Here is a 15,052-nt window from a genome sequence, read left to right as displayed (position 1 = left end):
AAACATACCGCCTTTCGAGACAATAAATCGACAGAAACTAAAAATATCTGCTTGTTCGCCCGATCCTAATTAGCATCTTGCCTTATGATCAGTATAATAGGCGCCTAATTTTAGAAATCCAAGTTTATCATGGCAGAACAAGAGCAAACCCTATTCGCGAAACGCTTCAGAGGCTTTTTCCCCGTAGTAATTGATGTTGAAACAGCTGGCTTCAATAAAGAAACTGATGCCCTATTAGAAATTGCCGTCAGTTTATTAAAAATGGACGACCAAGGTGAGCTCAGCATTGATAAAACAATCCATTTCCATGTGGCACCTTTTGAGGGTGCTAACATTGAGCAATCTGCCATCGAGTTTAACGGCATTGACCCTTTCTCTGAGCTACGTGGTGCAGTAGAAGAAAGTGAGGCAATTAAAGAGATCTGCAAGGCTGTTAGAAAAGCGCAAAAAGATGCAGGGTGTCAACGCTCTGTTATCGTCGCTCACAATGCTGCGTTTGACCATGGCTTTTTAAACGCAGCCATTGAACGCAATAACATAAAACGCACGCCTTTCCACCCTTTTGTTAGTTTTGACACAACCTCGTTATCTGGCCTTGCTTTGGGCCAAACCGTACTTGCTAAGGCGTGTCGTGCAGCAGGAATAGAATTTGATAACTCTCAAGCACATTCTGCACTGTACGACACTGAGCGTACTGCAGAGTTGTTTTGTTATATCGTCAATAAATGGCAAGCCCTTGGCGGATGGCCTTTACCACAAAGCGAAGAGCAAGAGAACGCTGAATAAGAGCAACACAACATTTCGCGAGAATTAAAAAAAGCAGCCTAGGCTGCTTTTTTTAATTTTGAAACTCTTGGGTAATTTTCCCAGCGTCTAACTTAACAGAGTGAGGGGGGTAAATTCTGGAAAAAGAACGGCTATCTTTTGCAATAGTCAATTCAATACCTGGATGCATTAACTCGTTAACTTTAACACGGCTTAGTTTCACCAAACGCATGAGCTTTTGAGCAACAAGCTTACAATTACGCACATTTCTTTTATAGTGCGCGTCTAAACGCTGCTCTGTCGTTGCAAGCTTTTTGAGGTAATTATCACGCTTGTCTGAAGCAGGTGTTTTCTTAGCTTTAATTTGAGCGCGCTTTACAGCTAATAATTTGTCCGACAATAATTTATCGAGCTCTTTAAACTCCTTTTCTTTTTTCTTTAAATCATACCAATCTTGCGCCAGCACAATGCGAGTACGTGTGCCAGAAGGAGCGCCCACTTCACCAGCTTCAATGCGCATCGCATTGTAAACATTACCACCGATAAGTTTGCCTCTTGGCGTATCGCCTTTACCGACGCGTATCAAACGCTTTGACTTTAAATCACAGTGTAATGCTTGACGTTCAATGAATAAATCTTGTTCTGATTCTATGTGACAATATTGTCCATAGCCAACAGAGATCGTTCTTTTTGCCTTTATGACACAAGAAAAGTCCTCACCTTCAAGACGCTTCCTCCCTATTGCCCCCAGCATGACAGTCACCGCACTTGCACTTTCTAAGTGAGCTGATTCTACGAACCCTATCACCGTGATATCTCCGGTGGCTTTTATCTTCATACCATCTTTGACATCACCGCTAACAACCACACTGCCATCAAACTCAATATGCCCGGTTGTGACGTCAACGTTGTCATAACATAAAACATCGTCCACGCGCATACCACGAGGAACGGCTACCGGTACCCCTTTTGCGTTTGCTATCAATAAATTTGGATCTTCTGGGCTAATTTTAGTGCCTTCTGAAACCTGTAACGTGAAGTCTTTGCCTGGCTTAGGTTCTAAAATATCACCAAACACCGAGTAGCCCTTCTCTCCTGGTGTCGGAGGAACACGTTTCATCAAAGGACTGCCAGGTTTCACTGTGATAATGGCGCCCAAATCACGCATATCAACTTTTCCGCCCGATTTTTCCTGTGGACTCAGCACTCTGTCTTGTGCTGTCATACACAGTCTAACAAAACGCGCATCGGTGCCATCCTTCGCCCTAACACCATGAGCCACGATACCTGAATACACACTACCGGGAGATTGTTCAAACTGTTGTCCCAAGAATGTATCAAGCGCCCTTTCATTGATCCCCTTTACCACACCTGCATTGGTCAATGCATCTCTTGCTTCATCTATCGTGATTAGCTTACCGCCCCTTGCGGTCGTCAAGCGCGCTTCTGCTAACATGTTATTTTCTTCCACATGCACGACGATAGAAGCATCAACAGCCCTTGCAACGATGAGAACATCTTTCTCTCTATCATCTGAAGGAGCAAACAATTGACCAATATTGGCGTGAATGACATCAAAGTCGGCATACGAGGATTGTTCTAGCAGCTCAACTAGCTGTGCAGCACTCGCGGGAAATCCCGAATGCGCAGGATGTTCCTTCATAGAAACATACCCAGACTCCTCATCAAAACTAAACAACGACATCACTTCCTTCCTAAATACTCTTGCATATTTTACTTTTTTTTATGCAACTTCCACCATTTCAGCATATCGTCTTAACAATGTTAAGTTAAAAACGGCCACTTTTAAGGCAAATTATGAATGATTGTAAACGTATTAAACGCCAAAATAGTACAAGTTGCTATTATTACTAAATTTATCGGAAAAATGCGTGATTTCTTTAGTAAAATTCACAATATGAGACTTTATTATTAGCTGAACTCAAGTGTAAAACTTGTCAATTGATTAGCCGCTTTTCCTGCTTTGGCATCATATTCGTTTGAAAATGCCTTAATTCAATTTCACATATTTTTTTAATTAGCAAAATCTATCATGGAATTTTATGCACTTTTTGAGCCATAAAAAATTGTAAATACACTGCTCAGATCACTGACCTGTTTACTGATTTTGTTTGCGACTTTATCAAAAAGGCTGGAAAACGTTATCAACAAATTATGGAGGAAGTAAGAAGTTATATGTATACAAGAAAACTCATTCCATAACTTGGTCGTACCCATAATTCAACTTTGAACTAATGTCATATTTACTCAACAAAGTACGGTTAATGTTCTTATTGAGGTGTTCGTCTTAATAATATTGGTTAAAGTGAGTGCCAAACAGGTGATGTCACGTCACTGTGGATGATAAAACATGAACAAACAATACCTAAAACTTATCACTCAAGGTCAAGATTTTGGTTATATAACTATTCGCAGTGAAATATCTGGCTTATTTTATGGTAATGGCTTGGTCGAGCAAGCAACAGAGTTTGAGCTTATACCCTGTAGCAGGGATTATAGTGCCTTTTATTACAAAATAGCCAGCAGCCAAAAAAGCTACATGGACTTATCCGTCGCATCCAATGTTATCAAGATCACACAAGCTAATAACCCTGAAATCGAGAAGGTTTGCGCTTGGAAAATAAACCAAAACAACCTGCATGCGCTTGTATATGGGCAAACTTCAATCAAAGCCTTGGGCAGATCTACTTTTAAACATAACTCAAATATTCTATATGCAGCCCCTCCTTGTAACCAAGATTTTAGTCGGTTAGAAGTCGCGATGTGTGACATACCTCATTGCGGCAGTAAACAGTTAAGTGAATCACTGTAGTAAATGTGACTTTTTGAGCTATTTAAAATAATTTCATTATCTTTAAACAATGCACTGGACAAACAGTCATGTGCTCATTGTGTAGTTACAATTAAGCACATGAACACGACTCCTTAATCAGAAGTATTTAAAACATCACAAATACAGTGCATACTTTCACTACATTAGGCCGCTGCGCTGGCAAAAGCGTGTCACTCAAAAAGTACTGAACAACTGCTTTGCGCTTTTAGTTGTAATAGCTTTGCACTCAACTGCTCATTCATTGCTATCTGTGCAAAGTTGCCGGTGCTAATTCGCTTTACACCAAGCTGTGTCAATGTATCTATGTCTGGCAAAGAGGGGATGGCCATCACATTGATCGGTAACGATGTTGCTTTAACGACTTTAATAATATCTTGTTCATGGGCAATGCATGGGAAAAATAACCCATCCGCTCCTGCAGCTTGATAACTACTCGCTCTTATAAGCGCTTCATCTACTGCATTTTCAACCCTCAGTAAAAATGCATCACAACGCACATTAATAAACATAGGGACATCACGAGCGGTAAGCTCTGAACGCACCTCCTGCAACAATGTGGCAAACTCATCTTTATTACACAATGTGCGAGCTTCTTTTACTCGGCTATCTTCAATGTTAACTCCCACAACCCCCAATTCTGCCAGCTGCTGAATATGATTGGCGATAGTGTGCGGCTTGGTGCTAAATCCGGACTCAATATCGACACTTAATGGCAAGCTGCTCGACGCTGCGATCCTTCTAACAACAAATAATAACTCTTCAAAAGGTATGTGTTCGCCATCTTCGTAACCGAGCACCGCAGCCAGTGCCGCACTGGAGGTGCCAATTGCTTGATAACCAGCTTGCTCTGCACATTTTGCACTCGTTGCATCCCAAACGTTTGCCAGTAGCAGTGGTGTATTCTGTTGGTGAAGCTGTTTAAATTCAATCATCATTGTATCCTTATCTTTTATTTATTAATTGTATCGTTCTGTGCTCAATGGCTGCATTTTTGCAGTCTCGATTAAAAAAGACCAACGATGAAAATCGACTTTAACTATAAGCTCTGCTTATAATAAAAAAATAAATTCAAGAGCTACCAAAGTCACGTGTTTAAAAATATCAATCTACTAGTCACGTTTGAGTGTGCAGCAAGACACAATAGCTACAGCCATGCAGCACAAGAGTTATGTATATCTCAAGCTGCTGTTAGCCAGCAAATACGACAGCTCGAAGCCATACTCAATACCCGTTTGTTTATCCGCAAAGGAAAGCGAATGCTACTAACCCAGCAAGGCGTTGCCCTTTTCGATCATGCTCAAAACGGACTCACGATATTAAATAAGGGAATAAACCTAGTTCAAAGAGAAGGTATTGATGGTGAACTCACTATCACCTCCACGCAGGCTTTTATTTCGCTTTGGCTGATGCCAAGGTTACAAGGCTTCACAAATCGTTACCCTAATATTCAAATCAGCGTTTCTTCTTCAGCAAACTTTGTTGATTTGAAACAATCGCATATAGACTTAGCAATTCGATTTGGCACCTCTGTTGAACAACATACTCCAGATAATTTTAACTGCGAATATTTTGGTGAATCATCCGTTTACCCTATCTGCTCAAGTAGCTTAGCGGCACAACTAGATTTAAACGATCCAGCCAACTTATTGTCCCAACATATCGTCTCTTTAACTCATGCAGGCCCTTACGATTGGCCTAGCTGGTTTAACGTAGCTGGTGTAAAAGGGGTTGAGCAGCATACTCTTTGGACAAAAGTAAACTCGACTGATATGGCAATTAGTGCGGTTTCGAGTGGTCATGGCGTTACACTGGCTGTCCCATACTTATGTCAACAGCAACTAGATAGTGGTACTCTTACTATTCCCTACAAACTGCCGCACCCAAATAAAGTTAAGAGATATTTTATCTACGATCAAAACTCTCCAAGACTGGCAAGGCTTAAAATATTTACCGACTGGCTCAGCAATGAAATGAAGCACTGCTAAGCCATATGGTGCTGTTAGCTCTAGTTACAAACACGCACCGCTTTTAGCCCCCTCTAAGCTTATAGGATTACTAGGGCTCTCAATTTGATAGTACAGAGATAATATTTGCCACTCATTCTCTTGTTTATAGAGTTGGATGCTATTGACACCCGTAAAGTCAGGCTTCTTTTGGTCTTTATTGAATCGAGTCTCTGCCACACTATATACTTGTGCAAAACGATCATATCTCTGCACTTTTCTAACCACCTCACATTCGAAAAACCCCTTTTCAGGCACTTTATCTAACAAAGTAATGAACTCTGCACCCGAAACGGCCATCAAATTAGACTTCGCATTCGCTTGTTGAACACCAAAAATTTTGGCTTCTGCATGAAATAACGCTTTCAATTTTTCAATATCTGGCTTTTCTTTTGGAGCATGGGAAAGCGCTTCAAATAATGCGCCGACAACCTCTTCTGGCGCGCTACTTGCACTTGCACTATTTGATAGTACTGACACAAACAACATAAAACTAAATCGCATCTTATTTTCCATTCTTCTTATTATTATTGAACTTCATTATTTACCATTTTTTATGTCTGTTCCAACTTATTAAGACCTAGTCAATAAGTAGGTTGTCGTCACAGTCAAAATCACCTCTTTTACTATTACCTATAAATAATTGTCGCCATGGCACGTGGAAACCAGATGAGTTAGTTTACCCCGCATCAACAACTTAAAGTCCGACTGAGATAAATGAATACAATATTGCTTAATGTGCTCCAAGCTCACGCTCGAGAGCCGTTTCTGTACATTTTATAGTGATGGAGAAACACGCCTTAGAATAAAGGCAATAAAAGGCTATCAGGTTAGAAATCTGATAGCCTAAAAATGCAGATAAATAATTACGCTCATAATGAGCATAAGGTTAAGACCTTATACTCCACTTTACCTACTTTAGGTGTTTATCAAAAAATACCAACATTGCTTTTAAAGTCTGGATACGATGAGGTTGATAGCTCAAATGATGATCGCCATCTTCTAGCTCAATATAAGTCACATCTTTATTTCTATCTCGTAATTTATTGACCAGTTTTTTGCTTTGACTTACTGGGACAGTGACATCTTCTGTACCGTGAATAAGCAAAATAGGTTTTGAAATAAACTCTGACAAACTTACAGGCGACACCTTTTCTAATTGAGACCGATCACCTCCTAATTGCTTTCTTACCACGTCTTTGTTGGTAAAGTAACGGGCTTGTGAGTAAATTGATTCTAAATCCGTCACCCCAGCAAAGCTCGCCGCACACATAAAGGTTTCTGGGTGTTTTATAACAGCCATTATTGCTGCATACCCACCGTAGCTGCCACCAGCGATACACATTTTATTTTTCTCTGCATACCCCTGCGCCACTAACCATTTCGCGGCGTCATCTAAATCGTCCTGCATAGCCTTACCCCAACCGCCGATTGCAGCTTGGGCAAATTCGAACCCATAGCCATACGAACCTCGAAAGTTTGGCTGCAACACGATGTAACCGTTATGAGCGAAAAACTCTGACCAGTAATCAAAACCCTGATAATCTCGAGCATAGGGACCGCCATGTGGCAACACAATTGCAGGGTATTTTCTTCCAGATTCATACCCTTTCGGTAATGTTATATACCCCTCGATTTTAACCTTATCTCTCGCAGTATACTCAACCAACTGCTTTCCAAGATAACTACTCTCATCAATTAGCGGGTACTGTTTCGCAAGATATTGAATTGAATTTTTCGCCGTGTCTCCTAACAAATAACTTCCTGGGTCCTTGTCAGAGCCACTGTACACAATATACCGAGTACCCGTTTTATCCATATCGATAATGGTATTGCTTGCGCCAGGCAGAACTTGCGAAATAGATCTTTGCAATGCTTGCAAGTCACTGTCCCAATATTGAATGGAATTGTCCACATGTGCATGAGAAAAACCGGCGACAGCTCCTGTTATAGGTGAATACACAAGCGTTCCATCAACATCATAATTTGGATCATGAAACACAAGCTCTCTTGTCAACTTAGGATCCTTGAGATCGACTTTGAAAATGGAGTCTTTATCATTGTGAACTGCTTTTATATATAAAAGGGAAGGGTCAATATCAAAACCTAGCACTGAGACTTTATCTTTCGAAAAAACTTCGTAATCAAAAATGGTTTTCCATTTTGAAGTTTTGTCATCTAACAAGCGGTAATAAATACGTGTCTCGTCCCTATGATAAGACATTCGAACATTGCCCTGTCTATCAGCTACCCAACTATTTATATTCGATTTGTATCTAACAACACGTTTGAGTTTGCGCTTTTTAACATTCAGTTTATATACACCTGGACGATTCGGCTGCTTTAAATCGATTGAAAGCAGAACATGTTCTGGGTCGTCCGGCAGCATACTAATAACATGGTCTTTAAATTGAGCGTTATGTTGACCTCGTTTAGGACGCACAACCAATTTAGCGCCTTTACTTATGTTATTTAAATCAAAGCTGAGTAGCTCTGTGCGTGTATACCTCACAAGGCTCTCTCTTTTAGTATATGATATGCCAAACAGCAGAATATCGTTGTTTAACCAGTCAAACCAATTTAGCTTAGCATTTAAATTATCAGTTCTTGTTATTGCTGTTATTTTTCCAGAAGCAATGTCACGTACAGCTAAAATCAACTCCCCTTTGTTATTTATAACATAAGCGTACTTAGAGCCATTTGGCGAGAGGTTGAATTCACTTACATGCGGCAGACTTGCATATGCCTCTACAGGTAGTTTTTCTTGTACGTGTGCATAAGCGTTAAATTGAAAAGTTGACAGCCAAAATGCCATCAAAAAACATAATGCTATGGGCATTATAAACCTTATAGTCGTAAATTTTAGACCGAATTATCAAACATTGAATCAATAATATCTATTATTTTTTCTTTAAAAGCGCATCAAGTAATTAGCATTACAGCCTAACTAGCACAGCTCACTTATATACAAAATGAGCATTGATAAATTAAGTGTGTATAATGTACATCTAGCCTGTAATAAAAGCCTGATCACAATAAAAAACACAATTCGTTTAAAAAAAGACCAAAATAGTTAACTTTTCGATATTGCAAGCTACAATCATCCATCTTAATGCACAAAGTCCGGTAGCTTTAATGACACACTGTCAATTAAATTAAAATCAAATACACAAACTGCAAGGTAATGATTTTTATATAAAAAACAAAATTAACCCATATCAAAAAGGTACAAAAACCATACTTATTGATGAAATTTCACTTTCATGATTGACTTTCCCCCACACATAACAATAATTCGACTCTTTGAAATAATCATACTTGGGGTTTGAACATCAATGTTTAGTTTTGGCAAAGAAAGAAAAGCACTACAGCAGTCGTTAGCTCAAGTGACCGATGAAAAGCAAGCATTTGAGCAAACATTGGCATCCGTAGGACGCTCTACCGCCATCATTGAGTTCACACCCGACGGAAAAATCATTACTGCGAATGACAATTTCCTCCAAGTCATGGAATACGAGTTAGAAGCACTAGTTGGTAAACATCATCGTATTTTCTGTGATAGGCAATATACGAGTTCGGCAGATTACCAAAGCCTCTGGCAAAACCTGAATCGAGGTGAGTTTTTCTCTGGCACCATTGAGCGCTTTACTCGCTCTGGTAAGCAACTTTGGCTTGAAGCAAGCTACAATCCCGTTTTCAATTTCGAGGGAGATCTTGTCAAGATCGTCAAATTTGCGTCTGATGTTACTAACCGAGAGCATAGTGCAGTGTCACAGCAAAACCTGATTAATGCGCTTTACCGCTCTATGGCTGTCATTGAGTTTGACATCTCAGGTAACATACTGACAGCTAATGATAATTTTTTAAATGCAACTGGCTACCGTTTAGAAGAAATTAAAGGTCAACACCATAGTATGCTTTGTCCACAACATGTCGTTCAGTCCCGTGACTACACGGCGCTTTGGAACCAGCTGGCTGCTGGTCATTACTTTAGTGGCCAAGTCGAAAGAAAAAATAAGTTGGGTAATGAATTATGGCTTGAAGCCAGCTATAACCCTATTATCGATAAAAACGGAAAAGTCATAAAAGTCACTAAATTTGCATCCGATATCACAGATCGCATTATCGGTACACGCCAAACTCAAGAAAATGTTGGGTATGCTTCAAATCTTGCTGACAAATCGGCGCAAAAAGGCACTGAGTCTGTCACGGGAGTCATTGAGCTGATGAAATTATTAAGCGATGACATGAGTACTGCTTTAACCAAAATAGAGGCTTTGAACAAGCAATCAGACCAAATCAACAACATCGTATCCACTATCAGCGCTATCGCAGAGCAGACTAACTTACTTGCGCTCAATGCTGCCATTGAAGCAGCTCGCGCTGGTGAACAAGGGAGAGGGTTTGCTGTTGTAGCCGATGAAGTGCGTCAACTTGCAGCCAGAACCAGCAGTTCAACAACTGAGATTGCAGAAGTTGTTAAAGCAAACTTGGCACATTCAGCAGATGCATCTGCATCAATGAGAGCAAGTGCAGAGCAAGTAACTTCGGGCGTAGCGCTTATTGAAGAGCTCAACACCACCATCAACGAAATTAACCAGCAAGTGGATAGTATCGTAAATACTGTCGCGAGACTGAATTAGGTTTCATCATATTGTTCGTTACTAGCAAGCGAGAACATCGCATAATAGTGATAAAATAACCATTGATTATTAACAGTGACTGCACCACATTAATTCACTCTTAACGTCTGAGTTACCTAGTAATCATTTTATTCTTTTTTAAATTTTGCTGCTTTCAGCACCTCGTCTAGAGTGGTTTAAAAGCAGCAAAAATAGCAAGAATTACCCTACAAATAAGTAACCAATTAAGCGGGGTTCGCCACAACCTAAACCTATTACCAGCATCATATAGATTAAGTAATTGTCTAACCTGTTCGAACTAAAAAATTTTTTACTTCTAGAATAAGTTCCTGATTAAAGTTAAAGTTTTCATTAAACAAAACCCAACCATCAGTTCCCATAATTTCTAACTTCGTTATTTTTATACTTTCATGATAATCATAAAATCCAGACACTTTGAACACGCCCCAAGGCGTGTTAAGTCTATTTATTTTAAAGGACTTCATACGTACACCGTTTAACATTTATAAGCGGTTCCAGATACTTGATTTTAGCTTTAAAATAACGAAGCTAGTTCTAATTATGTTTTTTACATTTTTGCACGAGCAATAGAAGGGCGGCTACTGCCATACTCAAAACCGCTAGTGCCACAGTGATTAGCATCAACCGCAACGCTAACAGGCTTATTTGCTGTTTTTGCTGCAAGTAACATTGAATAAATGTAATCAACATTCGTATTGTTAGGATCTACGATATAAACATTATTGCTTGTTCTAGCGCAATTTTTAGGATTCACCCAAACAGCATTACCACCCTGTGTTTCAAACGACACCAACAAGTAGCCTTCTTTATACCCAGCAGTTAACTGATCCACATAAACATCCACGAACCATTTGTCAGCGCTATGCGCTTGCGAGGTTGAAAAAAAAGAGAGAAGTAATAAAGTACATGAAAAAAGCCTAAACATAATAACCCTAATTATCTATTTTAAAATAATATTTTATAAACAGTTGAATTTAAAATCAAAGATTTTTAATGAGAAATAACAATCAAGGATTAACCTAAACGGCTATTTCTATAAAAAATAACAGTTGAACATCATATTATTACTTTTTAATGGCACACTAACTTAAACAGCATAGATAAAAGCCACCATAATTATGGTGACTTTTAGTCAAATTAAAATCTCGATTTTGCTTTTATTTCTACCTCTTTAGGCACTAAAAACACCCCTGAAATCGCTTTTAAGTTCGCCTTTTTTCCCTCAGGTATTGAAAAGGTAAACTTATGTGCCAACTGAGCAAACAAAGTATGAATAATATACTTACCAAAATGCTCACCTAAGCAACGGCGCTGGCCTAATCCAAATGGAAACGCCTTACCCTGCTGCTTCTTACTCAACTCGCCATTGTCATCTAAAAAACGCTCAGGAATAAACTCATCTGGGTTTTCCCACAGAGTTTCATCACGTGTAATACTGTAGTTATTAATCACCAAAGGTGTGCCCTCAGGAATAAAGTAACCATCCAACAAGGTATCCTTGCTGGTTGCATAATTCGCGGCCGGCATCGACGTGATAGAACAATGGCGCAGCACTTCAGCAATAAAAGCTTGTGTATTCAGCAATAAAAGCTTGTGTATAAGGTAATTCAGCTTTGTGTTTGTTCAGTGGTACCTCATTACGTCCAACGACTTCGTCTAATTCTTTTTGCACGCGCGCTTGATATTCCGGATATGCAGCTAAATAAAGTAGCGCCCAACGCATCGCAAACGCGCCTACTCCGCCACCAGCACCAGCAACCTGAGTCAAAGAACCAACAACAATTTCCTTTTCACCAATGTTAAGGGCCGCTTTTGTGTCATCATCAACACTGGCATTTGCGGCAAATAGATAATCACACAAATCGCGATATTCTCCTGCCACATAACCCTCTTTGCGTCGCTTGACATTGAATGAGACATACTGATCAAGACCATTTAGGTTAGAGCTAAATTTTTCAATTGCATCACCATATTGATCGTAATACTGCTCTTGCAAGTCCTTTGGCATCAGTTCATGGCGAGTACTATTGATAAATCCATTAGGCAACCAGCTTAAGCTTTTTTCATCAAAGATACTCACTTCAAACTCACCAAAACGGTCATCAAACATGACTTTGTGTAAGAAACTAGCAAGTTTTAACGACACTTCCCTGTTCGGGTCAAACGCGATATCCCCCTGTGCTTTCCAGACTTCTGCTATGTCATTGACCTCCGTGGTCATCCAAGATTCAATCTGATCCTCATTCCACTCAAAGTTCATAGTCAATCCTTCCCTTCGAAGGAAAAGCGCAATGCTTTCCCTAACCTACCATTTGCTTACGGTCGTACTCTTCGATGGCATTTCTAAAAATGGTTGGCGCCTTCCAACCTTCACAATCAAAGCAACAGCCACCAAGCAAACGAATCACTTCATCGCGTAAGTCCGGATTTTGCATCTGGTAGCCAAAAAAGATTGGGTAAATCCAGAAGTAACGAATAAGGTCAGCTGCGATTTGCTGCCCACCATTACTCCAGTCTCGATAAGCATAAAATGGGGTTTTCCAATCATTGCCGTCTATCGCTTGCTTAATAGCATCTGCTGCGCGGATCCCCTCTTTCATGGCAAACGAAACGCCATAAGAAAAGATAGGGTCTAAAAAGCGATGCGCATCCCCAATACACAACCAGCCATCACCAACAAAAGGTTCAATACGGTAAGAAAAGTCAGCCATCGATTGTGACTCTCCAACACGCTCTGCATTTTGGAAGCGGCGTCTGATCTCAGGGCTGATATTTTCCATACCCCAAGCAATGGCATCGTCTGGGTTTTTACATTCTTTGTAATAGAGATCTTTGGGGATCACTATCCCTAAACTGTCTGTGTCTGGTGAGATTGGGATGATCCATGACCAGTGATACTGCTTCGAGTATAAAATGGTGGTGTTTGTCGAAAATGGCGGTAAATCACGCTCAACCCCTTTGTAGTGAGCAAAAGAAGCAATCTGCTGCGAAAAGAACTCAATTTCACGTTTACCGGCAATGCCCTTTCTCGATAAAAAGGTATTTTGACCACTGGCATCCACCAGTACTTTAGAGCGCACTTGATGTTCCATCCCCTCGGCCTTGTAAATAGCACCAACGACTTTACCTTCATGTTTAATAACATCTTTTACTAAGCCTTGTTGATATTCCACACCATGCTCAAGGGCTTTGCGCTTTAACATGTTGTCAAAGTCACTGCGTCTCACCTGCCATGTAGGCGCAAGAATAGGAATGAAAAACTCATTTTTAGACACAGACCCAATCACATTCACGCCTGGTTTGTCAGGAAACCCTGCCGCATTCATTTCATCTGCAAGGCCCAAATCTCTGATGATCTGGCCCGCATTACCCGTTAGGGATTCACCGATGTGAAAACGTGGAAACTCATCTTTTTCGATGCATAATACGGATAGACCCTTTTTGCGACACTCAATACCACACAGGCTACCTGCTGGACCGCTGCCAATAATGACTACGTCGTAACTTTTAAATGCGCTCATGCCATATCCACCTTAGTTAAGAAATCTTCAACAACCCAAACAAACTCTTCAGGGCGCTCAGATGCTGAGAAGTGACCACATCTAGACAGTCGCGTAACCGTGGCGTTCTCGAGTTTCTCGGCCGCTTTTTCACTCCATTCAGGCGGAATGATCTGATCATGATTACCCGCGACAAACAGTGTCGGTACCGTGACGTTTTCAAAGGTCGTTGCCATCGACTTTTTGGCATAATCATCTAAAAAAGTGTGGTACGCAGGGCGTGACAAGACATCATTTAATAAATCTTCAAGCGCAGGGGTCATTTTCGGTGGATGATAATAAGCAGCCGCTAAGAACTGCTCAGGATTGGCAGACATCTTCTTCAGCTCTCCCCACCAGCTATCGACATCTTCGACTAAGCCAAAACCAGTGCACACCAGAGCTTTTACTCTTTCTGGGTAACGTCTAGCAATTTCAGTTGCGATCATGCTGCCAGCAGAGTTTGCAACTAACACCCATTCTTGCTCTTCCAATGTTTCCAAATACTGAAGTGTGTATTCGACATGGTCTACATAAGAAGGGGCATCGTTGGCACTCTCGCTTAAGCCAAATCCGGCTAAATCCAATGCAACCGCATTATGACGCCCTTGCACAGAGCGCAGTGTTGAAGACCAGGAGGTCGATGGGTTACCAAGCGCGGGCAATAAAATCCATAAAGGGCCGTCCCCTTTAACACGCAAAGTATGCTGCTTGAAGCCGCTACCTGCTGGAACGAGTTCACTCTTGATACCGTAGCTTTCTTGTAATTTAACCAAACGGTCTAGTTCAGAGGTGGCCTCTTGTTCTTGCGCTTTACCCTCTGAACTTAACGCTGTTATTAATGCACATAAGGTTTCTATATTTTCAAAATGAACAGGTGTAATGTCATGCTCAGGAATTTTCGCACCGTAGCGCTGATCAACATGTGCCAGTAATCTGACCATAGATAGTGAGTTTAAAATCCCAAGCTCCAAAAGTGGTGTATGTTGATCCAGATCGGGCGCCGCCCCTTCCAATAAATCTTGATTTATAAATTCAATTAGTTCTTCAATCATCCTAGTTTCCTATCTAGTCTGGCAATATTGTTGACCTGCAACAAACACTCAAAACACCTCAATGTTTATCCGTATCCTCAGGCTCGTTTTCTGTAGGCACTTGACTCTATCGGCCTTGAACGGGTGCTCTATGCCCAGCTCGTTCGTCTGTAAAAACTTTATCTCTATCGTG

Annotated in this window: 13 protein-coding genes and 1 pseudogene; 4 read left to right on the top strand and 10 right to left on the bottom strand. The window is 40.6% G+C overall.

What is annotated here, in order from left to right; genetic code table 11:
* Positions 1-129 precede the first annotated feature (129 nt).
* Positions 130-786 carry a ribonuclease T gene (rnt, locus tag S4054249_RS08620; RefSeq protein WP_046354012.1) on the top strand — a complete coding sequence of 219 codons (657 nt, stop codon included), beginning with the start codon at positions 130-132 and terminating at the stop codon, positions 784-786.
* Between the two features lie 52 nt (positions 787-838).
* On the opposite strand, the gene S4054249_RS08615 is transcribed toward rnt, so the two are convergent.
* Positions 839-2,470 carry a DUF342 domain-containing protein gene (locus S4054249_RS08615; protein ID WP_046354013.1) on the bottom strand — a complete coding sequence of 544 codons (1,632 nt, stop codon included), beginning with the start codon at positions 2,468-2,470 and terminating at the stop codon, positions 839-841.
* Positions 2,471-3,136: 666 nt separating this feature from the next.
* Between S4054249_RS08615 and S4054249_RS08610 the strand changes: the two genes are divergently transcribed.
* Entirely contained in the window at positions 3,137-3,598 is a 462-nt protein-coding gene (locus S4054249_RS08610) for a hypothetical protein (protein ID WP_046354014.1), read from the top strand.
* A gap of 191 nt (positions 3,599-3,789) precedes the next feature.
* Here the strand turns inward: S4054249_RS08610 and S4054249_RS08605 are convergent, their stop codons facing one another.
* Positions 3,790-4,554, bottom strand: a complete 765-nt coding sequence (locus S4054249_RS08605; protein WP_230851825.1) for an isocitrate lyase/PEP mutase family protein — start codon at positions 4,552-4,554, stop codon at positions 3,790-3,792.
* Positions 4,555-4,707: 153 nt separating this feature from the next.
* On the opposite strand from S4054249_RS08605, the gene S4054249_RS08600 reads away from it, so the two are divergent.
* Entirely contained in the window at positions 4,708-5,604 is an 897-nt protein-coding gene (locus S4054249_RS08600) for a LysR substrate-binding domain-containing protein (protein ID WP_046354015.1), read from the top strand.
* Between the two features lie 24 nt (positions 5,605-5,628).
* Here the strand turns inward: S4054249_RS08600 and S4054249_RS08595 are convergent, their stop codons facing one another.
* Both S4054249_RS08595 and S4054249_RS08590 read right to left on the bottom strand, forming a co-directional pair.
* Positions 5,629-6,126: a hypothetical protein gene (locus S4054249_RS08595; RefSeq protein WP_046354016.1), complete on the bottom strand. Its 498-nt coding sequence runs from the start codon at positions 6,124-6,126 to the stop codon at positions 5,629-5,631.
* A gap of 409 nt (positions 6,127-6,535) precedes the next feature.
* Entirely contained in the window at positions 6,536-8,461 is a 1,926-nt protein-coding gene (locus tag S4054249_RS08590) for an alpha/beta hydrolase family protein (protein ID WP_046354017.1), read from the bottom strand.
* Positions 8,462-9,119: 658 nt separating this feature from the next.
* On the opposite strand from S4054249_RS08590, the pseudogene S4054249_RS27215 reads away from it, so the two are divergent.
* Positions 9,120-10,193 (top strand): annotated as a pseudogene (locus S4054249_RS27215) (methyl-accepting chemotaxis protein); the annotation flags it as partial.
* Positions 10,194-10,549: 356 nt separating this feature from the next.
* Here S4054249_RS27215 and S4054249_RS26900 read toward each other — a convergent pair.
* The 6 genes from S4054249_RS26900 to S4054249_RS08555 form a co-directional block, all read right to left on the bottom strand.
* Positions 10,550-10,768, bottom strand: a complete 219-nt coding sequence (locus tag S4054249_RS26900; RefSeq protein WP_081333490.1) for a hypothetical protein — start codon at positions 10,766-10,768, stop codon at positions 10,550-10,552.
* 65 nt (positions 10,769-10,833) lie between these two features.
* Positions 10,834-11,118 carry a hypothetical protein gene (locus S4054249_RS08575; RefSeq protein ID WP_145924999.1) on the bottom strand — a complete coding sequence of 95 codons (285 nt, stop codon included), beginning with the start codon at positions 11,116-11,118 and terminating at the stop codon, positions 10,834-10,836.
* A 305-nt stretch (positions 11,119-11,423) separates the two neighbouring features.
* The gene (locus tag S4054249_RS27100; RefSeq protein WP_167354834.1) at positions 11,424-11,870 is read right to left on the bottom strand and encodes a cytochrome P450; all 447 of its coding nucleotides are present in this window, start codon (positions 11,868-11,870) and stop codon (positions 11,424-11,426) included.
* Positions 11,842-12,546: a cytochrome P450 gene (locus S4054249_RS27095; protein WP_046354022.1), complete on the bottom strand. Its 705-nt coding sequence runs from the start codon at positions 12,544-12,546 to the stop codon at positions 11,842-11,844. Before S4054249_RS27095 ends, S4054249_RS27100 begins: the two co-directional genes overlap by 29 nt.
* Positions 12,547-12,586: 40 nt before the next feature.
* Entirely contained in the window at positions 12,587-13,807 is a 1,221-nt protein-coding gene (locus tag S4054249_RS08560) for an NAD(P)/FAD-dependent oxidoreductase (protein ID WP_046354023.1), read from the bottom strand.
* Complete coding sequence (locus S4054249_RS08555) at positions 13,804-14,880, bottom strand: alpha/beta fold hydrolase (protein ID WP_046354024.1); 1,077 nt, start codon at positions 14,878-14,880, stop codon at positions 13,804-13,806. Before S4054249_RS08555 ends, S4054249_RS08560 begins: the two co-directional genes overlap by 4 nt.
* Positions 14,881-15,052 lie beyond the last annotated feature (172 nt).

This window comes from Pseudoalteromonas luteoviolacea, assembly GCF_001750165.1.
Classification (GTDB): Bacteria; Pseudomonadota; Gammaproteobacteria; order Enterobacterales; family Alteromonadaceae; genus Pseudoalteromonas; species Pseudoalteromonas luteoviolacea_G.
Note: the sequence above shows the minus strand (reverse complement) of the source record. Positions and strands in the feature narration are given on the sequence as shown.

Coding starts and splice junctions, on each gene's coding strand:
- rnt (WP_046354012.1), top strand. CDS start 130: ATGGCAGAACAAGAGCAAACCCTATTCGCGAAACGCTTCAGAGGCTTT.
- S4054249_RS08615 (WP_046354013.1), bottom strand. CDS start 2,470: ATGTCGTTGTTTAGTTTTGATGAGGAGTCTGGGTATGTTTCTATGAAG.
- S4054249_RS08610 (WP_046354014.1), top strand. CDS start 3,137: ATGAACAAACAATACCTAAAACTTATCACTCAAGGTCAAGATTTTGGT.
- S4054249_RS08605 (WP_230851825.1), bottom strand. CDS start 4,554: ATGATGATTGAATTTAAACAGCTTCACCAACAGAATACACCACTGCTA.
- S4054249_RS08595 (WP_046354016.1), bottom strand. CDS start 6,126: ATGCGATTTAGTTTTATGTTGTTTGTGTCAGTACTATCAAATAGTGCA.
- S4054249_RS08590 (WP_046354017.1), bottom strand. CDS start 8,461: ATGCCCATAGCATTATGTTTTTTGATGGCATTTTGGCTGTCAACTTTT.
- S4054249_RS26900 (WP_081333490.1), bottom strand. CDS start 10,768: ATGTTAAACGGTGTACGTATGAAGTCCTTTAAAATAAATAGACTTAAC.
- S4054249_RS27095 (WP_046354022.1), bottom strand. CDS start 12,546: ATGAACTTTGAGTGGAATGAGGATCAGATTGAATCTTGGATGACCACG.
- S4054249_RS08560 (WP_046354023.1), bottom strand. CDS start 13,807: ATGAGCGCATTTAAAAGTTACGACGTAGTCATTATTGGCAGCGGTCCA.
- S4054249_RS08555 (WP_046354024.1), bottom strand. CDS start 14,880: ATGATTGAAGAACTAATTGAATTTATAAATCAAGATTTATTGGAAGGG.